Genomic DNA, 23,179 nt, shown 5'->3' with positions numbered 1-23,179 from the left:
CATATCATTGCTATATTGCATGTTTTTTAAATCGGCTTGTGGTACAGCAAGAATTTTATCGTAGGGTTTAACGTCATATATGGCAATGCTTCCGCTAAAGCAGCAATCGTTATACTGAATTCCTGAAATAGTGCTGTCACTTTGTAGTATCAGAACGAGTGGTCGGCTTTTTTGAGGGTTACATGCTGCTGCAGGCTATAGATTTTCAGGAGTGGCATTATTTTCCCTGCTCCCGTCAATAAGAGCCAGCCACCAATCTTGATTATTCAAATACCATTCAACGGTTTTTCGAATACCTGTTTCAAATGATTCTTTAGGCTCATAACCCAACTCTGAACGTGTTTTTGCTGCATCAATAGCGTAACGGCGGTCATGACCCGGTCGGTCTTTAACGTATTGGATCAGTGATTCTGAGTTGCCAGCTATTGCGGACTTTGCGGTTGGGTAGCGTTCCTTGAGCTGGAAGCCCGAGGCTGGAAGCTGGAAGCTTTCATCCATCAGTTTGCAGATCAGTCTGACTATATCGATGTTATGCCATTCGTTGTGGCCGCCGATATTGTAGTTTTCGCCAACTTTGCCTTTGTTCAGAACCAGATCAATTCCGCGGGCATGATCTTCTACATAAAGCCAGTCGCGGATTTGTTTGCCGTCGCCGTATATGGGGAGTGCTTTATCGTGCAAGATATTTGTGATCACCAGAGGGATCAGCTTTTCCGGGAAATGATAAGGTCCGTAATTATTTGAGCAATTACTAATAGTGGACTTTAACCCGTAAGTTTCCTGATAGGACCGAACCAGGTGGTCACTGCCAGCTTTACTGGCTGCATAAGGTGAGTTCGGGGCATAAGCAGTCTTTTCGGTAAAGGCTGGGTCACTTAACGACAGAGTACCGTACACCTCATCAGTAGATACATGGTGGAAACGATGTTCTTTATCTTTTAGCAGGTCTTCGTCCAACCAGACTTTTTTTGCCGCTTTGAGCAGGCTGTGAGTACCTATAATGTTCGTTTCAAGGAATGCATCAGGACCCGTTATGGAGCGGTCTACATGGGATTCAGCTGCAAAGTGGACCAGAGTGTCGATTTTATGGTTTCTCAGCAATCCTTCTACCCGTTCTGTATCCAATATATTCCCATGCACAAAGGTATAGTTGGGGTGCTCTTTAATGGGGTCAAGACTGGCAAGATTTCCTGCATAAGTCAGGGCATCAAGAACTACGATGTTATGCTCGGGGTATTGCTCTATCCAGTACTGGACAAAGTTTGAGCCAATAAAACCGGCACCACCGGTGACTAATAGTGATTTCATGAAACTGGTTTGTCTGACTTAAGCTCTGTTAGCACGCACCTGAGAGCACTTCGCCAATGCTCAATTGGAAGCTCTAACTGAGAGTAGGTCGGTTGTTTGTCCAAAACACTGTATCCAGGGCGTTCAGCCGGAGTGGGGTAGGCAGAAGCGGGTATTGGTTTTATCGGGATACTTTTTTGTAGGATGCCCAGCGTCAGGGCTTCTTCCTGTATGGCTATAGCGAAGTCGTACCAGCTTGCGACACCGGCGTCGGTCCAGTTGAGGATAGCTGGAAGCTGGAAGCCGGGCAGAGAATTGTTCCCGACATTCTCTGCATTCCCATTATCCCTGGCGGTCAAAGCTTGAAGTTTTTTTAATGATTGCCAGCAGCACAGTGCCAGAGACTTGGCCGAGGTAGGTGTGCCAATTTGGTCAAAAACAATACCCAGCTGATCTTTTTCTTGCATCAGTCTTAGCATGGTTTTTACAAAATTATTACCGTGAGACGAATAGACCCAGGCTGTGCGAATAATAACGGCCTTGTTTCCAAGTATCCTGAGAACCTGTTTTTCGCCCTGAAGCTTACTCTCTCCATAGACACTGACAGGGTTGGTTTTGTCAGTCACTTTATAGGGAGTTGATTGAGAACCATCAAAAACAAAGTCAGTAGAGAGCTGAATCATCGGGATGTCATGCTTTGAGCAAGCTTCAGCCAGGAAAGCGGCACCGTTGGTATTTACTGCGAAAGCTGCATCACTATCCGTCTCCGCTTTATCAACCGCAGTATAAGCCGCTGCATTGACTACCGCTTCAGGCTGATGAGCATCAAAGTAAGCATGAACAGATTCTTGAGATGTAATATCCAGTTGACCCCGATCAGCGCATAACAGACCTATACCGCAAGGCACAGTCCTCTGCAATTCGTAGCCCAATTGCCCATTGGCACCCGTAATTAGCACGCCCATCTTCAGACTTCTCTTACCCAACTTCCAGGCCGAAAATTGTTCCCGACATTTTCGGCACTTCCACCATCCCTGGCAGTCGCTTCCAGTTTCCAGCTTCCGGCCTCAGAAAACGCTATAGCATTCTCGTCCTTGCCAGACAGCAGAGGCTGTTCGCCATTGAGCAACGGCCATTCAATCGCCAGATCAGGATCGTTCCATGCAATGCTCAGATCATACTCAGGCGCGTAATAATCTGTGCATTTGTAAACGAAGTCAGCACTTGCGCTGGTGACATAAAAGCCGTGAGCAAAACCTTCGGGTACCCAGAGCATACGCTTGTTTTTGGCGGATAGAAAAACGCCATGCCACTGGCCGTAGGTCAGTGAATCTTTTCTCAAGTCGACCACTACATCATAGACTTCGCCCTGTATAACACGTACCAGTTTGCCCTGGGTATGTTGTGTTTGAATATGGAGTCCCCTGAGGATGCCCTGTTTGGAACGACTGTGATTATCCTGAACAAAATGGGCAGGAAGGCCAAGTTCCTCGAACTTTCTGGACTGCCAGGTTTCCATGAAGAAACCGCGTTCATCACCAAACACCTGCGGCTCAATGACTTTAAGCCCTTCAATGCCTGTTTCCAATGCTTTCACTATTATGATACCTCAGGCAACTTCGATCTTATGTTGTTCGAACCAATTGATGCCTTCCAGTTCTTCGATGATATTCATAAGATAAACACCGTATCCGCTTTTACGCAGTGGACCGGCTATTTCAAACAATTGTTCTGCACTAATGTAGCCCATTCTGTAGGCGATTTCTTCAGGGCAGGCAATCTTTAAACCTTGTCTGGATTCGATAGTTTCTATGTATGTAGCAGCATTAAGAAGGCTTTGGTGAGTACCGGTGTCCAGCCAGGTTGAGCCTCGGCCAATGGTAGTGACATTCAGGCTGCCTTCCTTAAGGTAGCAATCGATGACAGAGGTGATTTCCAGTTCACCCCGTGCTGAAGGTTTTATCGATTTAGCAAAATCCACGACCCGGTTGTCGAAGAAGTATAAACCTGTTGCTGCATAATTCGACTTGGGGTCAGAAGGTTTTTCTTCAATGGACAAGGCTTTGTTGTTTTCATCCAGCTCAATAACACCATAATCCTGAGGGTTGCTGACCCGATAACCAAAGATTGTTGCCCCCTGTTGTTTATCAGCCTTTTGAAGCAGACTGGAAAACTGGTGACCGTAGAACAGGTTATCACCCAGTATCATGGCGCAATCACTTGAACCAATAAACTCTTCTGCCAATATAAAGGCCTGAGCGAGACCATCAGGTGAAGGTTGATTCAGGTATTCAAGTTGAAGTCCCCACTGTGAGCCATCACCTAGCAGTTCTTTAAAGCAATGCTGCTCTTGAGGTGTGGTGATAATCACTATTTCAGTAATACCTGACAGCATTAATGTTGCCAGTGGGTAATAGATCATGGGCTTATCGTAAACCGGCATTAGCTGTTTGCTGACAACGCGGGTTAAAGGATAAAGGCGAGTGCCAGAGCCTCCAGCCAGGATAATACCTTTTCTATTTGATTTTCCCATCTTGGATCCTGATTGCAGGTTATTAGAGACTTAATCGGGCCTGCTGGCTGATCTCTTTCCTGACCAACTCTATGATGTCGTCTTTCTGTTTCGGACTGATTCTCAATGGCCACCACCTAACTTTATATTGTGGAGCCTGAGTATGTAGGCTTTGATCCGATCGGTGATTTTAATCAGTTCGGGAGCGACAGCTCATGCCATGTTGAGCGCTTCAGCCCGCTGTGATTCACTTTGAAACCAGTATGCTGCCAAGAGTGCCAACTTATCAGTATCTCCGAAAAGCATTGCCCGATAGGCGGGGGCTGTCAGCTCTGATAAAAAAGCTTTCCCACCCGCTGAATATGCTCAACCAGCGCCGGGTTATCAATGTCTTCCAGAATCGAGAGATCAAAACTGTAAGGCAATAGCAGGTTATCCAATGCATCATCAATTTTGAACAGCAGGTTTAAATCCAGTGTTTCACCCTCTGCAGCCACCAGGGTTAGATCAATATCTGAGCCTGTGCGGTAGTTTCCTTTTGCCCTGGAACCATAAATAATGGCGCTCCCAACTTGCTGGTGTCGGTTTAATACGTCTTGAATGGCTTCAATGGTTTTATCACTTAAGCCAAATTTCTTGAGTTATCGTCACCTAGGAGCCTGACCGAGAATAGCGCAACCAGACCAACAGAAGTTTTCCCAAATCTTAAAATGAGCAAAAAATATCCAATTATTAGTGGGATTTTGCTCATTTTTGCATATTTATGCCTTCTCACAGCCTCTATGCTGCCTTTTTAGCCTCTTTCAAATCTTCAAGACGGATTGACCTCGTGGAAGCCGCTTTTACAAATTTTTTGATATTATGCGCAGTGCATACCAGTGAAAATTCCGCTGAAACTTTTTCTTTGCCGCGGAGACTGAACCCTCGGAAACCAGATTCTTTTATCTGTCCAAATGGTGGCTCCGCAATAACTTTACGACGCTCATATATGGCTTTCGCACCGGCTGTCTCCATTTTCTTATTCATAGCCTGACGTGCTTTTTCAAACTTATCGGTACGGATAACCCTGCCAGCCTCTTTCTTTGAATCACTGCAATTCCGACGATAAGGGCATTCCCTGCATACCGTCTTGTTTGCCCGGTAGCTTTTTCTTTTGCTTTTGCTGGCCGGGTTCGTTACCAGCTTTTCCCCTGCCGGACAGATAAATACATCAGCTTCGGAATCATACGCAAAATCCGCTTTGACAAACTTCCTGTCAGAGCTTTCAAGGTCGTCAGCGGCAGGCTTCTCCGCCTTGTCGGTTGCGATATAGGCATCAATCTCATGTCGCTCGACTGTATGTAAGTTTGACCCTGAAAAGTAACCATTATCCATACTCCACTTATCTACAGCCGCGCCATCAGTGGCTCCTGATAATGCCCTCAGCGCCGGCTCCACTTCCTGTACATCGTTGGCGTGTTGGCTGACATGCTGGCCAACAATGATCTGGTTATCGGAATCAACTGTAATTTGAGCATTGTAGCTGTACTCACAATACCCCTTCTTGCTCATCACGCGGGCATCGTGATCTGCAAAACTGATCTGCTTTTTGTCGTCTATTGGTTTGTCTGGATTTAAAGCTTTTTCACGTTCTTCAAGTGCTTTCTTGGCCTCTTTGATTTTTTTCAGGCGCTCTTCTTTAAACTGGAGGTCTTCAGGAATGCTGTAACCATTGGTTGCTTTGTAGGCGTCATCTTCTTCCTGATCACACTGACTGGCTTTTTTGATCAGCTCATCCACTTCGGCACTGAGTTCTGCCTCTTTCGCTTTGAGCCTCCCGTAGCTCATGGCCTTGTGTTTTGAGCTGTTGGCTTTGAACTTGGAGCCGTCCAGGCTGATATGACCCAGTGATGCCATTTTGAGTTCAATGGCCAGTTTGACTGACTGTTTGAAGCAGTCATGGAAAAACGACAGATTATCCTTACGAAAGTCACCAAGAACCCTGAAATTCGGGCAGTTCATTTGTGAGATATACATGAACGCCAAGTCTTGTCGACACCGTCGCTCAATCTCACGGGAACTGAAAACACCATGGCTGTATGCGTAGATCAGAATAGCGACAATGAGCTTTGGAGGGTATGCGTGCTGACCAAGGTGGTGATATTTTTTTTCGACTTCAGACGTATTAATGTTCTGAAAAATGCTTTCATAAATAAAACAATCATGATCTTTGGGAAGCAAATCGAAAACGTTGGTTGGGAACAGCAGATGCTGATCAAACTCAACAGGACTGTCCTTAAACTTTGGTGGTGGTGACATTTGGCATAATCAGAGTTGGTTTAAGGCTTATCATAACAGATAAGCCTATTCTCGGTCAGGCTCCTAGCCTTTTTAACATCTGCTCCAGTGCTTTGAATTCAAAAAAATACTGGCTGATGATATTTTCATAGATTTCCTGAGCAACTTCTTCCCGATAGGTGTGAGATGTCAGGTTTCTGCTTTTAATCATACTCATCCAGATTTCACCCTGCTCTATAAGCCCTTCTTTGAAGGCGAGGCGAGTGACGTCCCTGGAACCGTAAATTTTTTCAGCCCCGCGCTCAATCAAAAAGCCTTTCAGGGTATTGCAGGCCAACTCGTGGGTAAACTCAAAGACTTTGATCAAACCCAGTTTTTCAAGCTCACTCAACACACGATGGTTGGCCAGACTGACAGCTTCCTGCAATCGGTCTAAGGCACGCTGGTAGTTATCAAATCGTTGCTTCCAGCGACTATCTTGTTGCTTTTCCATCCTGTTATTTCAGTGATCTGGTTGAATCAGGCTAAAGGCTGGCAGTCTTGATGCTTTTCTGTCAAAGGTCCAGGTCTTTTTGCATTGATGACTGAGGTTATAGTGGCCAATCATTGCATCTGCAAAGTCATACCCTTGTTCATAGTCATCCAGTGCAGCTATGACCGCTTGCCGGTCATCGGTGACAACGCCCTGTTGGCAAATAAAAGCCTTTAATATCTCGCACTGTCGTAACCGCTTGACCTGATAGAAATGACTGAGTCCCCATACCGTTTCTACCAGCAGCACGATGGGGGAGAGATAAACCTTCGGCATTCCGATAAACAGTGACAGTGCCTGTTGGTACTGCTGCAGGTCATCTTTGACCAGGAAGCGGATAAGTACATTTGTATCAATCCCTTCCATTGTCAAGCTCCTTGTTCTGCCCCCAATCCTTAGTGGCGCCCTCCTTGATAGCGGATTCCATATCTTCAAGGGATGCCCGGCGTCCGCCCACATCGTCGGCAAGGCAACCGGCCAGGTGGGTAATATCCTGTTTCATGGGTACCAGGGTGATTACCCCGTCTTTTTCTAAAAACAGCACCTTATCGCCCGGTTCCAACTGGAATTTCTCCCGCAAGGCGCTGGGGATGGTCACTTGTCCCTTGGTGGTAATAGAGCTGCTGGCCATGGCTGACTTCCCGAAAATAAAGGCATTACTCAAAGTAATACCTGGAAGTCTACGTGTCAAAGGGCGCAAGCCGATGTTTGCACTCAGTGGGTACCATGTCATTTAGGAACATTATTTCACCATAGACTCTCACCAGAACGGTATTGTTTCGCATATACATGGACATTTATCAATAAAGCAAAGGTTGCACTGAAATTACCAGGATTAACCGTACAAACAGACGACGGATTGATTATATATTAACCAGTCATTTGCACACCATTCCATTAATAATCATTAGCCCCAGCTATTGACTGGATACTACTGGAAAGGTGAGTGTCAAAACCGGTTCTGTTAATGATGATTTGCCAATGCACCATGATGCACTATTATCACATTCATGATGTATCAAACTAAAAAAAGGGCTTAAACCATGAGAACAACACTGGATCTAGAGCCGGGCTTGCTTGCTCAGCTCAAGGAGCAAGCCGCCAGGGAGCGCACAACCGTGAGCCAGTTGGCAAACCAACTCATTCGCATGGCTATTTCCACACAGCAGAATAAACCGGAGCAGGTGCCTTTCCAGTGGCATGTGGCAGAAAATGGCAAACCTGCCGATGGTTTTGATCCATCGGATCGCAGCTACCTTGATGACCTGGCTTAATGCCCTATGAATTGAGCGGAATAAGCCATGAAGCTGATTGATACCAATATTCTTGTCTACGCCAGCATTCCCTTTTTTGATGAGCACAAGGTAGCCAGGGGGCTCCTGGAGCAGGTTGCTTCGCAGAAAACCCGCCACTGCATTACCTGGATCAATATCTTTGAATATATGAGAGTGGTCACCCATCCAAAGCTAATCAAGCCGAAGCCACTGAGCATTGAACAAGCACTTGCCAATATAAAGAATCTTCTTGCCGCCTTTCACCACCCCTATCAGGAATACATGGACTCGTAAAAAATGCCCAAAATTTGAATGATCGTCCACTGCCTTTCCTTCAAACCAACCACATGTTCCTCCTGATTATTGACCGTTAATACACTAAGCCCCTGAAAACAGAAAAATACCCATCTTGCTGTTGGGTTCTGGCAGGGCTTTTTTTTCTGGTCTGGAAATACACGACTTTGCTTTTTCAGTTCCTGCCTGATTCTGTGCTGGATAGCAGCATAGACCATCAGGCACAGAGTCATCACCATTAACAGGGCTTCAATACGTTCCGCTTTCTTCAAATAGAGCGAAGAGACCAGAAAGTCCGGGCTAGGGAAAAATCATGAAACCCCACACCCAGCAAGGACTTCAGACAGGTATTGTGTGTTCATGGCTGCCTTTTTCTGTTTACGCTTTAAGCCTGCTTTAAAGGTTTTGGTATTGTTCAACATATTCACTGCCATATGTCGAAAACCTGTGAGCATTTCAGCGGCATTGCCCCTTCTGATTCGACAATCATCTTCTCGCATTGCAACATCCATTTTCCAATGGAGTTTATTTTCGATCGCCCAATGCTCTCTTGCAGCATGTGAAAATTCTTCTGCTGTTAACTTCGCAGAGGAGATATAATAACGGACACTGATATCATCAGCATTGAACACTTTATCTTCCATTCTTGCAGAGAAAATAATCCCGAGTGTTTTCATTCCTTTCCAATCAAAAGAAAAATTAACGAACTCATCAAAGGTATCACTTACAATGTGAAGGCGTGTTTCCATTCTACCATGGCTTTTCTCTTCGATTCTGAAAGTATCACCATTCCATTGATTCACTTTTTCAACAGAGAAATGTTTCTCAAATGCTTCATAAAGCTTACCCTGGTTGCCTTTTACCGCTAACAAATAATCAGCGCCTTTATCAACGATTTTCTTGGCAATATCCCTCTGACACCCCATGGCGTCTATAGTGATGAGGCAGCCACGGATTTCCAGGAGATCGAGCAATTCAGGTATGGCGGTAATCTCGTTACTTTTATCATTAATTTTAATTTGACCAAGAACCAATTCGTTTGCAGTCGCAAATGCACTCACCATGTGAATTGCACCTTTGTCCTTGCCTTTATCGTAAGAGCCTCTTGCTGTTTTTCCATCAATTGCAATGATCTCACCATTGGTTGTCTGGTGACAGGCTTGCATCCACTCAATAAAGCATTTCTGGAATTGCTTTGGGTTAATAGCAGCAACTACTCTGGAAATTGTATGATGTGAAGGAATACCGTATCCAAATTCACCATACTTTTTTAACCATTGCAGTCTTTCATTGCCGAAGTCTTCAATTTCTTCCCAACCTTCACAACCTGCAATGACAGCACAGATGGTTAAGAGCAGAATATCAGCAAGTTTATGATCTACTTTCCATTGCTGACGTGCGTCATAAATGACAGATAGCCTATTCATTAAATCAAATGCATTCATTTCCAGAACATCCAAATCTTTTTTGTATAAGACAATGGATGTGTATTTTACTCTATAGGTAGAAATCCTTATAGCCATTGAGCCCAGTGGCTTCGGGGGCTTTCATGATTTTTCCCTAAAGTCCGGGCTCTTCAGGAACCGAAAGCCGCCTTCAACTTTTTGTTGCGACTTATAGATAGACAACAGCTCAGAGGCATTCAAACTATTTTTATCCAGCTCATTGGTGCTTAGGATAAAACAACCCAGTGAGGCCTCTGCATGCTCCCTCTTCTCGCAGGAAACAAAGCATTCAGCCTGCACAAAGTACTCGAAGTGATCAGGCTTGCTATCCGGCGATGGTCTTCCTTTGCCCGAATAGCAGGGTTTACAGATAACCTCAGGCTCTGTTTCGCTTTGGCAAAGTTTCGATTGTTTCTGCCACAAGGCAAAAGCCTTCAATGCATCGTCCCGGCACAAAAAGGCCTTTTTGCTCAGCTTCTCCAGATCACGGGCCTCTTTCAATGACTGTTTTTGCATCTTTCGGGTCAGTGTTTTCCGTTCACTAAGCCCGCGCTTTTTGTTGAGAAACAGGAACCATCGTTGTTGAACCCCTCCGTAGCAGGAAGGCACTTCAGCTGAGTAATAATCTTCATAGCCTTCAACAGGCTCCAGCGACATGGTTGGCGCTTTGCAGACCAGCTCCTTTGCCTCCTTGATGTTCAGGGGTACCCGGGAGATAAACAGCTGCTTTTGCTCATCAAGCGACTGAAGGGTTTCTGCAACATACATGGCAGCATCAGCAACCAGATAGCGGCTATTCAAAGCAGCCTTAAAACATGACAGATGATTTTTGATAATTTCCTGAAAACAGGTTTTGTCGTTTACATTACCGCTGGCAGGGGCCATAAACACAGGGATGCCCGCCTGGTTTTCAGTCATTAACTGTAAGACTACCTGGTTCAGGTCAGGCCGGTGGTCACGGCTGTAACCTTGGCAGATATGAATACAGTTCAAGTCGTCTGGATTGTCATGACTGTTATAGACTCCATCCACATGAAAGCTGGTGCCATCCAGATTTAATGCCTTGCAAGGAAGTTTCAGATGATTGACGACCTTGACGGCCAGATTGAGATACAAGTCGCTAACACCAGCGTCGTACAAACTGTCGAGAGCCCGACCAAGTACCTTATCGTTCAAGTGTTCAGCCTGTATACCTTCCCCGATAAGGCGGTCAATCGGCTTATCCTCAAAAAACTCAGGGAGCATGTATAGAGTTTGCCCCGTAAAGCCCAAGCCATTGATGATCATTGCAACTACAGCTTGTCCAATAGTGACATTACGAACATCGGAGTCATTTGTGATACGGGCATCAATGTATTCGGCTATCTTTAACTCCCGACACATAGCGGCAACCAAGCCAAGGTGGTTGAGGTTCTTAGACTGGTATTGAGCTTGAGACATGTTGGTGTACCTGAATGTCTGTTTATTTCTTTGACAACAGATTTTAGGCAAATATCAATCGGTGTGGTGAAAGGCAGTTCTTGATCAGCCAGTGGTATCCCGGATTGATCCGGGCCCTGACCATTTGCAGTATTTTACAGAAATTATCCAACAAGTGGCGCCTGTCAGAGGTAACTTTGTTCACGATTGTCGTATTGCAGCAGTGATGAAAGAGCATAGTGTCCGTGAGATTATTACCCGGGATACCGATTTTATGAAAATCCCCGGTTTTTCTGTGACTAACCCTTTTGATTGATGAGGTACCTCAGCATCGAACGCAGGCAAATTTCTGCCCGGAAAAGCCATACAATGGATTTTACCCACATTACCAGTCATTCCGATTTGATCGGCTTTTCTACGGATAAGCATGAAAGGTTACTACCTAAAGTAATACCCTTTCATAACCGCAAAAAAGTGCTACAGCCTCAACACCACCGCCGCACTCATAGCCACCTGATAAATGACCTGCATAATATCACTGGTATATTGCATGGTTTTTTCATCGACCTGTGGCATCACCAGGATTTCGTCTCCGGGTTTAACGTCGTATTTCGCTAAACCACTACTGAACAGACCATCGTTGTATTCAATGCGAGAAATCGTTCCATCCTGATGCAGGACCAGCACTCGGGATTGATCGGCTTTTTGAGAGTAGCCCCCTGCTGCGGAAACGTAGTCGTTGATGGTTTTTTCATTATCAAAGACCATGGCATTGGGGAACATGACTTCGCCATGCACCTGAACCAGAACGGTGTCATTAGGAATAACGATTCTATCCTGGTCTTTCAGCATGACATCCATGCGGGTTTTATTCTGGCCCAGCAGTACCTGACCACGAGGGACTGCCTGTCTGGCTCTTTCTACAAATTGCAGGATCGATTGTGCATCGGCCTTTCTCAAGTTGGCTTCGCCTATGCTTTTGCTTCGTGCCGAGAGTGCCGCTTGCTCAAGCTGTTTTAGCTGCACATCAAGCATGGCTTTCTGGCGTTTTGCTACAGACTCTCTGAAGAGTTGCATGGCTTCCATATTGGACCGGTCGTTAGGGGAGAGCCGGGCCATCAGATCTTTAATGGTGCTGCCGTAAGGAAGGATATAAATAGCCTGTCCGTTGTGTTCCCCCTCGACTGATACACTGATGGTTCCCGGCATTTTGTCAGAAACAACGGTGACTTCATCGCCACTATGAAGTTGCACGTCCGCTGTTTTGGCAATAGACAGGTATTCCACGTTGCGCTTGGCCATCTGGTTTCTGGCAATCCGAACGTGGGTGGCCTCGGGTAACACACCGACCATATCCAGAGCGTCTTTTAGAGCCGTCTGGCCGTTGGCGAATTCAATTTGAACCGGGTTTTCAACCAGTCCATCAAAAGCGGCTACCCCTTGTCGTGTGTTGACTACCAGAGTGTCACCGTCGCCCAGTTGAACCTGTTCAATGGTACCTGTGAGAAGAAACTCGTAGAGGTTAAAAATAGCTCGGGTCTTGCCGTTGCGTTTTAGCTCGACGTTCAGATAACTACCAGACTCTGGACGTATGCCACCGGCTTTTGCCAGAAAGGCCAGTATTGAATCCGATGAAAAGCCGCCATAAAGGCCGGGTGATTGTACAAAGCCGGTGACAAACAGTTTAACCGGTTCTGCTGCATTCAGGCTGGAGTAGACGTTGACATTTTTTTGGTAAACACTGCGAACTTTTTTCTCGATAACCTGGTTCAGGTCTTTGTTGGCAACACCTTGCAGCTTTACGGGTCCTACCTGTGGAATAAAGACATTACCTTGTGCATCGACCGTAAGTTCTACGGCCACTTCATAAGCTCCCCACATTTGCAGGGTTACTCTGTCGCCAATGGCCAGAGTGTACTCAGGGTTGAAGCCTTTAAACTCGGCCTGTTTGAACCCTTCAAATAAATTTTGACCGAATACCGGATGTTGCGTGACGGTTTCAACCAGTTCCGGGCCCACTGTTTCCGTTTCAGTAGATTCGGGGATCGGTGTGTTTGCGTAAGCAGCCACACTCAGCATGAGTGCAGCTGTTGAAGAGATCAGTTGTTGTTTCATAAATTCATAGTCTGGGAAATCAGGAATGCTTTAACGATGCTGTTTTCTTGATCTTTCGTCAATCACGATGCTCATAGATAGTGGCGCGAATCATTCGTGCCAGAGCAAATATCATCAGCAAAATCAGCAGTATGTTAATAAGTGAGTAGGCCACCCTGGGGTATTTGGCATCCTGCGCCTGGTATGGACTGCTGACGACGACCAGCTGCTTTAATTTTCGGCTTGCCTCTGTGCGTGTTGTTTCCAGGGCAACCAGTGCCGACGTATAGGCCTGGGTAGCCAGCTCCAGATCCAGTTGTAACTCTTGTTGTTGAGCAGCAAGTTCGTTCAGCGAAGTAGCATCACTATCGACAAGCTTGTCCTTTTCTGTGGTGATCTGAGATTGAAGAGCACTGATCCGTTGTTTTAATGCAATAACTTGAGCGGAGTTTTCGTTCAGGTAAGACGTCAGGGTCTGTAACTCGGTCTGGCTTCTGATCAGTTCAGCCTGAAGTTCATTCATTATGCCGCTCAGTGCAGCTCCTTGCTCTTCGACGCTCAGTAATCCGGTTTCGTTCTGGAAGTTTAATAATCTTCGCGTGAAGTCCTTGAGCCTTTGTTCAGCTCGCTCGACTTCGGAACGTACAAAGGTTAATTGTTCATTGGCCAGGTTGTGACTGATGTCATTTACAAAGCTCTCGCTTTTTAAAAGAATCAGGTCGGTGACTTTTTTGGTGTATTCAGGCTCAAATCCCTGAACCTCCATATCCAGCATGCCATTGGTATCGTTGTATCGCACATTGATATGGCTGCGATAAAAGTCGAGAAAATCTTCCTGACTGGCAGATGGGGAGAGTCTGGAAATCCAGTCGGCAGATTCAATGTAATGCTGTTTCAATGAAAGCTTTTGATCCAGGTGCTCCAGCATATCGGGCGACTGTATAAAGGTCTCCAGAATCTTCTGGTCATTGCTGGCTTGTGGGGTCACGCCAAACAGACTGAGGCCTTCAATAGAGCCGCCGCCTGAGTCACTTCGCTCAATAAGAAAGCTGGCCTCGGACACATATCGATCCGAAGCGATCAGGGTAAAGTATATTGCACAGAGTGCCCAGGGAATAAGAACAATAGCGGTAAACCACTGCCCGGTTTGATGAGTCAGAAGTGCTGACTTGAGCTTATGAGCAAGGTTAAGCTGTTTTAGCTTTTTCTTGATAGTATATGCAGGAGCGACAGTCTGTTTGTGCTCTGGTGGAGTTCGAAGAACTTCGCTTTTACTGGCTGGTTTTTCTTCTTTAGGAGGTGTTTGAGGTGGTGCTTGAATAGTGTCTGGCATGTCGATAGGGTCAGGTCAATTTACATCGAGTTATAGGCGGCAATGGCATCATCTATGCTGTCATGAACATGGATTGAGCCGTCTTTTATATAAATGCCAATGTCACACTGCCGCTTTAGCTCATTGATGTTGTGTGAAACAAAAAGAAAGTTGGCTATCCCTTTTTTGGCATCAAAGGTTTTACGACATTTTTCTCTGAATCGCTTGTCACCTACGGCTGTAAGCTCATCAATCAGGTAGTAGTCAAAGTCAAAAGCCATGCAGACGGCGAATGAGAATTTGGATCTCATTCCGGAGGAGTAGCTTTTGAGAGGCATTTCGAAAAAGTCATTCAGTTCAGAAAAGTTTTTGATGTATTCGATCTTATCCCTGATCTCATCTTTGTTTTTTCCGTAAATCCGGCAGATAAATTCGGCGTTCTCACGGCCCGTCATACTGCCCTGGTAACCGGAAAGTCCCAGAGGCCATGAAACATTGCCTGCTATTTTGATACTGCCTTTGTTGGGGTGGTCGACACCCGCCAGCAGTCGCATTAGAGTGGACTTGCCACTTCCGTTGGCTCCAAACACTCCGATGTTTTTATCACCGGGCAAAACAAGGTCTACATCTTTGAGTATGTAGTGGCGGCCTTTGGGAGTCGGATAATATTTTGTGACGTTGTTGAAAGTGATCACTGTGTCAGCATCCTGCGCCAGTTAGCCCGGAGCATCAGAAGGCCTAAAGTTAAGGTTGTTAAGGCCCACATCTCTACGTATTCAAGACTGAGCAGGCTGGTATCATAGTCGTATGAAAAGCCTGAGCGCATAAATTCAAAAATATGGACCAGTGGATTCCACAGCAAGATTTCCTGTGCAGCAGAAGGCAGCTCGTTGATGGAGAAGAATGTGCCAGAGATGAACATCAGCGGTCTGAGTATGGCGGGTATAAATTTTCCAGGCTCAGGGTAAAGCGTATTGATGACGCCAAAGATCAAACCCAGACCAAATGCAATGATGCTCAACAAACAGTAGGAATAAATGATAATCAGGCTGTTTACCAGATTGACTTCATAACCAACCCACCAGGTGATCAGAATTATCCCGGATAAGACAATAAAAGATGTTATAAATTCAAGTATGAAGCGGCTCAAAAAGGTGTCAAAGACTCTTACCTGACGGTATATGAGTAGGTTTTTGTTGGCGCTGACTGCATTCAATGATTGTGTTACGACTTTCTTGAAATACAAAAAGGGTGCAATACCTGTGGCTAGAAATAGCGGTATTTCGAGCCCTCCCACAGAGCTTCTTCCACCAAAGTAAAACAGCCCCATGAAAACAGCTATCTGCAGAACAGGTTCAATAAAGGCCCAGGCTATGCCAAGCCGGTAAGCTCCAAAGCGGGTTTTAAGCTCGCGTGTGAGTAGCGCATGCAGTACAGCATACTGAATTTGTAAGGGTGATCTTGATTGCATCAGAAAAATGAGGTCAGTCAGCTCGAGCCATTAGCAGGTTTGTAACTTGGATTTGCATCGATTTATATTCAGGCACGCTACCGCCCTTCGAGATTTGCTGCATGAATTGTCATAGGACAGGTACGAGCACGCATATACTGAAACAGCGTGTTAGGAAATTTGGCTGAGTACTATAAGCTTTGTGTTTTATTCAGGTAATTGTGTATTGTCGCACTTGATTATTTCGTTTTTGTTACACTGATTATTGCGGCTATGTTCTTGTACAGGTGCGAAGACAAGGAAGGCAATAAACTCTAGGAGCCTGACCGAGAATAGTCTGCCCTACTGCGGCGGCAGCAAATTGGTCTGAAAATCCGCTTTTGTTCGTCAAATAGCTCGCTATTCTCCTCACAAAACCGAATTTTCATCCTCAATTTTCTGCCGTCCTCGCTACGGGCGCTATTCTCGGTCAGGCTCCTAGGTACAAAGGCGGATCAGGTATCTCGATTGCTGTTGTTCATATTCATGCTTTGTTCATAAAATGTCTGGTTTTGTAGGCTTTTTGTAATTTATATGGTACTAATGTTTCATACAATAGGTAGTATACCTGCTTGGAGAAATAAGAAAAGCATGATAATCGCCAATGTCCTATTATATTACCATGTTAGTGTATTTTAGTGTTTATCCAGTTATGAAAGACTTGGTGTAAGGTTAGTGTCGTTTAAAGATTCGCCAGCATCGCGCAATCCAATCGCACTTTCTGTGCGGTAACATAAGTCCTAGACATCCATTCCGATGCGTCGCTGGGCTCCGATAGGGAGTGGCCAGATGTACCTGAATCACTAGTCGAAAGCGCTGGGATAGCCAACATCTGAACTAAGGAGCTTGCGCACAAGTTTTGCTCTACTCAGGCTCTATCAGAAAAAAACGACATTCAGGCTAATGCATCGGGTCAACGAAAATAGTAATGATGCAGGGCTTGCGCACTATTTGACAGGTTGAGGTAGAGGTATATAATCCGGAACTTCCTAAAACTTATTAGCCTGATCCCTTCTCGCTTTACTTGAAAATTTCGAAGATACTCGTTCTTTGACGTCATGTGAACACGGCTTTAACGATATCCTTGTGATCGGTAATTTCGACATCATCACTAATGTCGGTATTTAGGGGAGGTTGGTAAAGAAAATAGGTTGGTTGCGAGCTTTTTGCGGAACTGTTCGGAGGCATGTCCTCGGATTATAAGTTCAAGCTAAGGATCAGCCATCTTTATCCTGGTTAATTTCTGGATTGCTTTACCCGCTGGGTAAAATCTGCTTTTCCCGAAGGCTCTGAAAGATGAAACCAGATTAAAATGATATCAATCAACGCAGACACACATTGCAACGATATTACTATCAACAAAATGAATAGTGATATCAATGGTCTTAGTATAATGGCTAAGGGGAGCGGTAATACGCTGCTTATTGAGTCAGGTGCCAAAATCAATAATCTCAAGATCGACCTTATTGGTGATCATAATAGTGTTATTATCAGAAAAGGTGCAATTTTCTTTGGGGGGAGCTTAAGTGTTTCTCACAAAGCTAGCGTTAATATTGGTCTCAGGTGCAGATTTGGAAACAGACTGGAATTAATCGCCGAAAAAGCATCCATAATCTTCGGTGACGATTGTATGTTAGCTGCCGGGGTTCAGCTCAGGACGACCGATTCTCATCCTATTTTTGATTTAGACAGCGATACAAAAATCAATCAATGCAAGAGTATTGAAGTGAGTGATTATTGCTGGATAGGAAAAAATGTGACTATCTTAAAAGGGGCGCAAATCCAACCATGCAGTAGTGTTGGCATTAACTCAACTGTTACAGGGAAAACTACACCGTTTTCGGTATGGGCCGGATCACCAGCGAAGCTGGTTAAAAGTGATGTCATCTGGTCAAGATTGAATAAAATTGATAGCTATCTTGATGAACCTATCATTGTAAGATATTTAAAAAAATATAAGGATCTCATTCCAGAAGGTTTACGCGACACTATTGTGAAAAAAATAGAAAGTTTCTAAAACACTGTGCTCAATATCTGAGCTAATGGTGAAAACGGCTTCTGTCGGGTAAATGTCATAATAGGTTGTGGCTACTGCATATAAAATATGTTTTGTGGTCAGACTTTATTGTGAGACTCCCTGTCTATTGGTTTTTGAGTCGATAATTGTTGCAAAATTTCTTAAAACTTTATACCTGGAGTCATTACAAAATCCTATTGGATCACTCATTAGCTTTTTCATTCTTTTTAACAATAATGGCCTGTTATCCGGTACTTTTGAAAAAGCTCCATCTGGCATATGACGATGTGGTAACAGGCCTTTATTTTTAAGAATCAGAAGCTCATTTAGTTTTATTTTTAATGCCTCCATATCAGGTGTTTTTACATTTTTTTCTAACCACTGTCGGTTAACCGAAGGCACATACCCAGTAGCCAGTTGATCAAAGGTTGCCAGGCATCCACTGCCTACAAAGCTTGCTGTATGTATATCTTTTCGTACCCCAAAATCACTTACAATGGCTGTTGGGATGCCACGAGCCATAGCCTCTATTGCGACAGTTGAACTGACAGTAATGCATAGGTCAGTGTGCTGAAGGATTTCTTCGACCGGTTCGTAGGTAAATCGCAAATTATCCGGAAATTTTAATTTCAGTAATTTTCTTATTCTTTCTAGATGCCATATTTGTTTATGAATTGTTCTACCGCCGAGTTTGCAGCGGGGCTTTATTAATATGGTTTTCTGAGGTTTTGATTTCGCTAAATGAACGAGTTTTTTTAATAAATAACATCTTTCGCGAAAATTCCTGGGCGCAACAAGCTGCTCAAAAAAAACTATATCTTTTTGTTTGTTGACGAAGTTATGTTTGATATTTAAAAGCTGAGGGTAGCCAAAACAAAAAGCGTTATCTGGTGAAAAAGCAAGCTCTTTCGATAATTCGATATATCTTTCGTAATCGTTGGGACAATTGAATAATATTAGATCAGACTGGACTCTGGATAAAATGGTTGCATCATCCCCCTCAATGTATCCAGAAAAACAACTAACAATCAGCTTTGAATGATTTTGTTCAAAAAAATTAATAAATTGTTTGTTGGTCAAGTTCTCAATCAAAATATCATTCTTGAAACAATCACCCAATGAATGTTTAATTGCATATTTCGATAAATTTAATGATGAGTATTTTTTAAGCAAATTGTATCAGCTGACGTTATATAAAATTTTAAAAAGATTAAATGAATAATCAAATTATGTATTCTTTTAATTTATTCAGATTGTAATCTGACTGCCCTTTGCAATTGACAAAAAAGTGATTGTCTCCATCGCTTTCCATCTCAGGCATGTTAACAATGTATTCGACAGTCTTTTTGTAATCATCGATATGATGAAATAACTTTTTGCTGATCGCTTCTGAAAAATATTCCTTGGCATTTTCGCCATAGGCTAGGACTTTACAACCGAAAAAACTGGCTTCATATGCTACTGTAGAACTTTCAACAACTACCGCATAAGCCTGATTTAAGAGTTCGTATATATTCTTTGAGGTGGTTTCTTGTATATCAAAAAAAGAATAACTAGAAAAATAGTCTGTATATTTTTCTATCAAATGATGACTTCGAGGATGCAGTCTCAAAGAGATCTGAAATTTATCCTGAAGATTATTGTCAATTATCGTATTAGCGGCCTTGGTTATCATTGATTTTGTATGGTTGTGAGTATATTGCTCAATAAATACAATATTCTTGATCTTTTTACCTTCTTTATTGCTTCCATTCTTATAGGAAAATAAGTCTAATTTCCCTCCTACTAGCACTTCTGGTGTTAAATCGTCTTTTACTGGCTTTATGTATTTTCTTGAAGACTCACCCCAGACCCAAAAAGTATCTGGTAAGATATCCTTTTGATGATCAAATTTTTTCAAGTTATAAAAGTTTGGCCCCAGAATCCCATGTTGTACTTCTACCGTTTTTATTCCCAGCTGTTTGCAGGCAATAACCGCAGCCAGGCGTTCAGAAGAATAAAAGCTGGTCAACATGAGAAGCTTAGGTGAGATGTTAGATAGAATATTTATGAAATTATCTGATCTTATAAATATGGATTTAATCCATCTATCAACATAATCGTAACTGAATGGGCATAATAATTTATTCTTCCTAATGAAAAAGAAGAGTTCTTTTAGTCCTCGTATGTTACGTTCTTTAAAATTATTGGGTATATATTTATCAATCGGTTTCTTATAGTACAATATGTCTCTTTCGAATTGGGTTTTTCTGAAACCGTTATCAAATGGAAGAATGCTTAACTGTGTAAACTCTGACATTTCATCTTGAAAAGGCTTAAAAAGCCTGTTCTCTGAAGAGCCTCTCTCATTTAAAACCAATGAATCAAGAGCTTCAAGAAAAACAATTTCATAATTATTGTTAAGGCAGCGTTTTTCTTTCGCTAATAGCAAATTATCACCAACCTCTTTTGCGAAGAGTTTGTTTTGACGAAATGAGGAATCACTATTAAAAACTGAATAAGTTTTTCTATTGGCCGAAGCCAATAGCCCAGCACTATCGAAAGACCACAGGTGAAGACCTGCTAGCAAGCACTTTACAGCGTTCCAGACATACCAGCCATTAAATCTTATGTTTTTTACATTGAACTCATGCTCAATTCGACTGATGTTTTCTTCAACAACTTTAGGGTTCAGTGAAAATGAGGCCATATTAAATAATTTCTAGCTTGTAGTTGATTTTAAGGCCGTACTTGTTTTCCAGAAATAGCTTTTTCTCATATTGTTTTTTTGCCTGATTGCCAACTATGTTGCTATATAACATTCTACTTCTTGGGTTGACACCGTTACGTATTATATATTGCTTTAACCTGAATAAGCTTTTTTTAAAATTGCCACAATGATAATGGCATTCAGCAGACTTTATTCTTGATGATTTAGCCGCTTTATGGGTATTTATAATGTACTCATAATACTCCAAAGCTCGTTCAAAATTTCTAAGTGCATGATATGAATCACCTATCAATTCAACTGTATTTTTGCCATATTTATGCTCAATTTCATCATGTCTTTCTTTAGAGAAGAGTCTTACAACTTTATAAAAAGATCTCATTTTAAAAAGTTCTCTAGCAATATCAACTTTAAGGGACTCATGAATTTCATAAAAGCGTATAATTCTTTCAGCAGAGAAATTATTGTTAGCACTACGGTATACTTTTGAAAACTTTACAGCTAAAGGGAATGTTCTTGGACTAACTCTACAGGCTAGCTTAATGAGTCTTTCAGTGTTTGCAGAGCTCTTACCAAAAAAAGAAAAATATTTCCTTATAAAAAAAGCTCTAACTCTAGAATATGGATTCAGCATTTACCAGGTCATCAATATTATCGATATCAATTGAAAATTTACGTTCCATGTCAAATGGAATGACCGGCTTTTCAAAGAGATCTAATCGTTTTATGAAGTTGATGCAATTTGATATATAGATTGCTCCATTAATTAAGTATGTTGACTCTAAACTTTGTCTTGGGGCTGTGAGGCTAGCCCAGTCAAAAACCGGTTCAATAAAACCATTCCGAAAATATAAGTTCTTTTGAATAGGGTGGTCTGTTTTGGTGACACTTACCAGGCTTTTAGCATTAGACGCATTGAATTTCTCCTTCGCGTCTTTAATGTGTGTAGCACTACGCAAAGGTGATGTTGGCTGCAAAAGTATAAAATGCGTCGTTTCTTTATTTTGATTTACAAGCTCTAACAAAGCATGTTTGACTACATCAAGACTGCTTGATAAATCTGTTGCCAGCTCATCTGGCCGGTCAATGACCTCAGCTCCCCAGGTCAAACTGACCTCTTTAATTTCGGAGCAATCTGTTGTTACAACAATATGCTCAAAGCATTGGCTTTCCAGTGCTGCTGTTATAGTGTGTGCAATCATTGGTTTACCAGCAAGGTCAAGCACATTCTTTCGGGGTAACCCTTTAGAGCCTCCTCTGGCAGTGATAATGGCGGTATAGGTATTTTTCTGCATCAGGCTACTTCCTTGATGACAGTTGCCATTAATGAAAAGTCTACATCATTGAATAGTTTTTGGTCTGCAGCAGACCAGATTTCTTCTTTCTCTATAAGTGAGATGAACTTTTCTGTACTATTGCCATCACCAAAATAGCTGTCTCTTACGGTTTTTGTAAATCGAGAAGCTTTTTGAATAGCTTTGTATATGTCTTCGCTATCGTAACCAGTATTGATAATGCTCTTTGCAAAATACCTTGCGTTCTGACGGTTACCTATATTAATTGATGGCATACCATAGAATGGTGTTTCACGAATGCCTGCGCTGGAGTTGCCAATTATGCACTCAGAATTCTTCAGTAACGTCAGAAATGACTCAAACCGGATAGAAGGGTAAATTCTAAAGTTTTCTCTGTACTTCAATCGATCATACTCTTTAAGAATATAATCTGAACCTTCATCATTATTGGGGTATACAACCACAAAGTTTTTTTGGCATTTCAATAAAGCGTCAACCATTGCTTTGGCATTGGCTGGCATATTATCAATATCAGTGGTTACCGGATGAAATAGAACAACGCTGTAATTTTCAAACGGGATGGAATAATGTTCCTTCACTATATCTAAATCAGGCAGGTCAGACGATAGCATGGCATCTATATCGGGTGAGCCGATATTATGGATAAATTCTTGCCTTTCTCCCATTTGGACCAGCCGTTTTACTGCCTCATTATTACTAACCATATGTAGATGAGATAATTTAGAAACAGAATGACGAATAGATTCATCGATCGTACCAGATCGCTCACCACCCTCAATATGGCACACCAGTGTATTAGTAAGGGCCCCTACAATGGCGCCTGCAAGGGCTTCTACTCGATCACCGTGGATGACGAGCATGTCTGGCTTATTTTCATGAATGTAGCGTGAGAGACCTTTAATGGTGCTAGCCAGAATCATTTCCATTCTGTCACCAACATGTTGATTCATAAATGTGTAAACAGACTTATAACCTGCGCTTAAAACCTCTCTGGCAGTATAACCATAACGTTGTAGTGTATGCATGCCCGTAATAAATACTTGGCATTCAAACCTTTCATGATTTTCAGTAGCTAGCATTAAAGGCTTTATTTTACCATAATCAGCACGTGTGCCTGTGAGGAATAGTATTTTACGTTGCTCCATGACTTTTTTTTCTGTTGAGAAGAGAATAGGAAGAGCTGACGAATGAACTTCGAAAGATC

General features: G+C 43.0%; 23 protein-coding genes and 2 pseudogenes. 4 read left to right on the top strand and 21 right to left on the bottom strand.

The annotated features are described in order from the left end of the window. Nucleotides 1-195: 195 nt before the first annotated feature. The 9 genes from rfbB to ACOJUO_RS22415 all read right to left on the bottom strand — a co-directional run bounded on the left by rfbB (nucleotide 196) and on the right by ACOJUO_RS22415 (nucleotide 7,272). Nucleotides 196-1,308, bottom strand: coding sequence for a dTDP-glucose 4,6-dehydratase (gene rfbB / locus ACOJUO_RS22455; RefSeq protein ID WP_422138226.1), 1,113 nt, complete (start codon nucleotides 1,306-1,308; stop codon nucleotides 196-198). Continuing rightward, nucleotides 1,305-2,252, bottom strand: a complete 948-nt coding sequence (rfbD, locus tag ACOJUO_RS22450) for a dTDP-4-dehydrorhamnose reductase (protein WP_422138225.1) — start codon at nucleotides 2,250-2,252, stop codon at nucleotides 1,305-1,307. Before rfbD ends, rfbB begins: the two co-directional genes overlap by 4 nt. Before the next feature lie 2 nt (nucleotides 2,253-2,254). Continuing rightward, nucleotides 2,255-2,884, bottom strand: coding sequence for a dTDP-4-dehydrorhamnose 3,5-epimerase (rfbC, locus tag ACOJUO_RS22445; protein ID WP_422138224.1), 630 nt, complete (start codon nucleotides 2,882-2,884; stop codon nucleotides 2,255-2,257). A 12-nt stretch (nucleotides 2,885-2,896) separates the two neighbouring features. Then, entirely contained in the window at nucleotides 2,897-3,820 is a 924-nt protein-coding gene (gene rfbA, locus ACOJUO_RS22440; protein ID WP_422138223.1) for a glucose-1-phosphate thymidylyltransferase RfbA, read from the bottom strand. A gap of 305 nt (nucleotides 3,821-4,125) precedes the next feature. Beyond that, nucleotides 4,126-4,401, bottom strand: a complete 276-nt coding sequence (locus ACOJUO_RS22435) for a nucleotidyltransferase domain-containing protein (RefSeq protein WP_422140091.1) — start codon at nucleotides 4,399-4,401, stop codon at nucleotides 4,126-4,128. 178 nt (nucleotides 4,402-4,579) lie between these two features. Next, nucleotides 4,580-6,097 carry an IS1182 family transposase gene (locus ACOJUO_RS22430; protein WP_422132798.1) on the bottom strand — a complete coding sequence of 506 codons (1,518 nt, stop codon included), beginning with the start codon at nucleotides 6,095-6,097 and terminating at the stop codon, nucleotides 4,580-4,582. A 55-nt stretch (nucleotides 6,098-6,152) separates the two neighbouring features. Next, nucleotides 6,153-6,569: a nucleotidyltransferase substrate binding protein gene (locus ACOJUO_RS22425; protein ID WP_422138222.1), complete on the bottom strand. Its 417-nt coding sequence runs from the start codon at nucleotides 6,567-6,569 to the stop codon at nucleotides 6,153-6,155. A gap of 9 nt (nucleotides 6,570-6,578) precedes the next feature. Next, entirely contained in the window at nucleotides 6,579-6,974 is a 396-nt protein-coding gene (locus ACOJUO_RS22420; RefSeq protein WP_422138221.1) for a PIN domain-containing protein, read from the bottom strand. Beyond that, nucleotides 6,961-7,272 (bottom strand): AbrB/MazE/SpoVT family DNA-binding domain-containing protein, encoded by a 312-nt coding sequence (locus ACOJUO_RS22415; protein ID WP_422138220.1) that lies wholly within the window; start codon nucleotides 7,270-7,272, stop codon nucleotides 6,961-6,963. Before ACOJUO_RS22415 ends, ACOJUO_RS22420 begins: the two co-directional genes overlap by 14 nt. A 379-nt stretch (nucleotides 7,273-7,651) precedes the next feature. Between ACOJUO_RS22415 and ACOJUO_RS22410 the strand changes: the two genes are divergently transcribed. Both ACOJUO_RS22410 and ACOJUO_RS22405 read left to right on the top strand, forming a co-directional pair. Beyond that, a complete protein-coding gene (locus ACOJUO_RS22410; protein ID WP_422138219.1) occupies nucleotides 7,652-7,882 on the top strand; it encodes a hypothetical protein in 231 nt (76 codons plus the stop codon). A 27-nt stretch (nucleotides 7,883-7,909) separates the two neighbouring features. Continuing rightward, nucleotides 7,910-8,176 (top strand): hypothetical protein, encoded by a 267-nt coding sequence (locus ACOJUO_RS22405; protein ID WP_422138218.1) that lies wholly within the window; start codon nucleotides 7,910-7,912, stop codon nucleotides 8,174-8,176. Here ACOJUO_RS22405 and ACOJUO_RS22400 read toward each other — a convergent pair. From ACOJUO_RS22400 to ACOJUO_RS22390, 3 genes and pseudogenes are all read right to left on the bottom strand, one after another. Further along, a pseudogene (locus ACOJUO_RS22400) lies at nucleotides 8,155-8,487 on the bottom strand (IS1634 family transposase); the annotation flags it as partial. The gene ACOJUO_RS22405 and the pseudogene ACOJUO_RS22400 overlap by 22 nt on opposite strands. Beyond that, on the bottom strand, nucleotides 8,488-9,621 hold the full coding sequence (locus ACOJUO_RS22395; RefSeq protein ID WP_422138217.1) for an ISAs1 family transposase: 1,134 nt from the start codon (nucleotides 9,619-9,621) through the stop codon (nucleotides 8,488-8,490). Between the two features lie 117 nt (nucleotides 9,622-9,738). After that, nucleotides 9,739-11,061 (bottom strand): annotated as a pseudogene (locus tag ACOJUO_RS22390) (IS1634 family transposase); the annotation flags it as partial. Nucleotides 11,062-11,152: 91 nt separating this feature from the next. Between ACOJUO_RS22390 and ACOJUO_RS22385 the strand changes: the two are divergent. Continuing rightward, nucleotides 11,153-11,356, top strand: a complete 204-nt coding sequence (locus tag ACOJUO_RS22385) for a hypothetical protein (RefSeq protein ID WP_422138216.1) — start codon at nucleotides 11,153-11,155, stop codon at nucleotides 11,354-11,356. Between the two features lie 161 nt (nucleotides 11,357-11,517). Here the strand turns inward: ACOJUO_RS22385 and ACOJUO_RS22380 are convergent, their stop codons facing one another. Genes ACOJUO_RS22380 through ACOJUO_RS22365 form a run of 4 tightly spaced genes read right to left on the bottom strand, consistent with a single transcriptional unit; the run spans nucleotide 11,518 to nucleotide 15,917 of the window. Continuing rightward, on the bottom strand, nucleotides 11,518-13,155 hold the full coding sequence (locus ACOJUO_RS22380; protein WP_422138215.1) for a polysaccharide biosynthesis/export family protein: 1,638 nt from the start codon (nucleotides 13,153-13,155) through the stop codon (nucleotides 11,518-11,520). Nucleotides 13,156-13,213: 58 nt separating this feature from the next. Beyond that, nucleotides 13,214-14,467 (bottom strand): hypothetical protein, encoded by a 1,254-nt coding sequence (locus tag ACOJUO_RS22375; RefSeq protein ID WP_422138214.1) that lies wholly within the window; start codon nucleotides 14,465-14,467, stop codon nucleotides 13,214-13,216. 20 nt (nucleotides 14,468-14,487) lie between these two features. Then, the gene (locus ACOJUO_RS22370) at nucleotides 14,488-15,141 is read right to left on the bottom strand and encodes an ABC transporter ATP-binding protein (RefSeq protein ID WP_422138213.1); all 654 of its coding nucleotides are present in this window, start codon (nucleotides 15,139-15,141) and stop codon (nucleotides 14,488-14,490) included. After that, the gene (locus ACOJUO_RS22365) at nucleotides 15,138-15,917 is read right to left on the bottom strand and encodes an ABC transporter permease (RefSeq protein ID WP_422138212.1); all 780 of its coding nucleotides are present in this window, start codon (nucleotides 15,915-15,917) and stop codon (nucleotides 15,138-15,140) included. The genes ACOJUO_RS22370 and ACOJUO_RS22365 overlap by 4 nt, the downstream gene beginning before the upstream one ends. 1,330 nt (nucleotides 15,918-17,247) lie before the next feature. On the opposite strand from ACOJUO_RS22365, the gene ACOJUO_RS22360 reads away from it, so the two are divergent. Next, nucleotides 17,248-17,952 (top strand): acyltransferase, encoded by a 705-nt coding sequence (locus ACOJUO_RS22360; RefSeq protein WP_422138211.1) that lies wholly within the window; start codon nucleotides 17,248-17,250, stop codon nucleotides 17,950-17,952. Between the two features lie 105 nt (nucleotides 17,953-18,057). Here ACOJUO_RS22360 and ACOJUO_RS22355 read toward each other — a convergent pair whose 3' ends face one another. Genes ACOJUO_RS22355 through neuC form a run of 5 tightly spaced genes read right to left on the bottom strand, consistent with a single transcriptional unit; the run spans nucleotide 18,058 to nucleotide 23,120 of the window. After that, a complete protein-coding gene (locus tag ACOJUO_RS22355) occupies nucleotides 18,058-19,125 on the bottom strand; it encodes a DUF6716 putative glycosyltransferase (protein ID WP_422138210.1) in 1,068 nt (355 codons plus the stop codon). Nucleotides 19,126-19,174: 49 nt separating this feature from the next. Next, nucleotides 19,175-20,641, bottom strand: a complete 1,467-nt coding sequence (locus tag ACOJUO_RS22350; RefSeq protein WP_422138209.1) for a hypothetical protein — start codon at nucleotides 20,639-20,641, stop codon at nucleotides 19,175-19,177. 1 nt (nucleotide 20,642) lies between these two features. After that, entirely contained in the window at nucleotides 20,643-21,293 is a 651-nt protein-coding gene (locus ACOJUO_RS22345; RefSeq protein WP_422138208.1) for a tetratricopeptide repeat protein, read from the bottom strand. Then, nucleotides 21,274-21,954, bottom strand: coding sequence for a cytidylyltransferase domain-containing protein (locus ACOJUO_RS22340; protein ID WP_422134106.1), 681 nt, complete (start codon nucleotides 21,952-21,954; stop codon nucleotides 21,274-21,276). Before ACOJUO_RS22340 ends, ACOJUO_RS22345 begins: the two co-directional genes overlap by 20 nt. Continuing rightward, nucleotides 21,954-23,120, bottom strand: coding sequence for a UDP-N-acetylglucosamine 2-epimerase (neuC, locus tag ACOJUO_RS22335; protein ID WP_422138207.1), 1,167 nt, complete (start codon nucleotides 23,118-23,120; stop codon nucleotides 21,954-21,956). The genes ACOJUO_RS22340 and neuC overlap by 1 nt, the downstream gene beginning before the upstream one ends. Nucleotides 23,121-23,179: the final 59 nt, after the last annotated feature.

This window comes from Endozoicomonas sp. ALC020, from assembly GCF_049275935.1.
GTDB lineage: Bacteria > Pseudomonadota > Gammaproteobacteria > Pseudomonadales > Endozoicomonadaceae > Endozoicomonas_A.
Note: the sequence above shows the minus strand (reverse complement) of the source record. Positions and strands in the feature narration are given on the sequence as shown.

Excerpts from the sequence above, each read along its gene's own strand:
- rfbB (WP_422138226.1), bottom strand. The coding sequence starts at position 1,308 with ATGAAATCACTATTAGTCACCGGTGGTGCCGGTTTTATTGGCTCAAAC.
- rfbD (WP_422138225.1), bottom strand. The coding sequence starts at position 2,252 with ATGGGCGTGCTAATTACGGGTGCCAATGGGCAATTGGGCTACGAATTG.
- rfbA (WP_422138223.1), bottom strand. The coding sequence starts at position 3,820 with ATGGGAAAATCAAATAGAAAAGGTATTATCCTGGCTGGAGGCTCTGGC.
- ACOJUO_RS22430 (WP_422132798.1), bottom strand. The coding sequence starts at position 6,097 with ATGTCACCACCACCAAAGTTTAAGGACAGTCCTGTTGAGTTTGATCAG.
- ACOJUO_RS22425 (WP_422138222.1), bottom strand. The coding sequence starts at position 6,569 with ATGGAAAAGCAACAAGATAGTCGCTGGAAGCAACGATTTGATAACTAC.
- ACOJUO_RS22420 (WP_422138221.1), bottom strand. The coding sequence starts at position 6,974 with ATGGAAGGGATTGATACAAATGTACTTATCCGCTTCCTGGTCAAAGAT.
- ACOJUO_RS22410 (WP_422138219.1), top strand. The coding sequence starts at position 7,652 with ATGAGAACAACACTGGATCTAGAGCCGGGCTTGCTTGCTCAGCTCAAG.
- ACOJUO_RS22405 (WP_422138218.1), top strand. The coding sequence starts at position 7,910 with ATGAAGCTGATTGATACCAATATTCTTGTCTACGCCAGCATTCCCTTT.
- ACOJUO_RS22395 (WP_422138217.1), bottom strand. The coding sequence starts at position 9,621 with ATGAATGCATTTGATTTAATGAATAGGCTATCTGTCATTTATGACGCA.
- ACOJUO_RS22380 (WP_422138215.1), bottom strand. The coding sequence starts at position 13,155 with ATGAAACAACAACTGATCTCTTCAACAGCTGCACTCATGCTGAGTGTG.
- ACOJUO_RS22375 (WP_422138214.1), bottom strand. The coding sequence starts at position 14,467 with ATGCCAGACACTATTCAAGCACCACCTCAAACACCTCCTAAAGAAGAA.
- ACOJUO_RS22365 (WP_422138212.1), bottom strand. The coding sequence starts at position 15,917 with ATGCAATCAAGATCACCCTTACAAATTCAGTATGCTGTACTGCATGCG.
- ACOJUO_RS22360 (WP_422138211.1), top strand. The coding sequence starts at position 17,248 with ATGATATCAATCAACGCAGACACACATTGCAACGATATTACTATCAAC.
- ACOJUO_RS22350 (WP_422138209.1), bottom strand. The coding sequence starts at position 20,641 with ATGGCCTCATTTTCACTGAACCCTAAAGTTGTTGAAGAAAACATCAGT.
- ACOJUO_RS22345 (WP_422138208.1), bottom strand. The coding sequence starts at position 21,293 with ATGCTGAATCCATATTCTAGAGTTAGAGCTTTTTTTATAAGGAAATAT.
- ACOJUO_RS22340 (WP_422134106.1), bottom strand. The coding sequence starts at position 21,954 with ATGCAGAAAAATACCTATACCGCCATTATCACTGCCAGAGGAGGCTCT.
- neuC (WP_422138207.1), bottom strand. The coding sequence starts at position 23,120 with ATGGAGCAACGTAAAATACTATTCCTCACAGGCACACGTGCTGATTAT.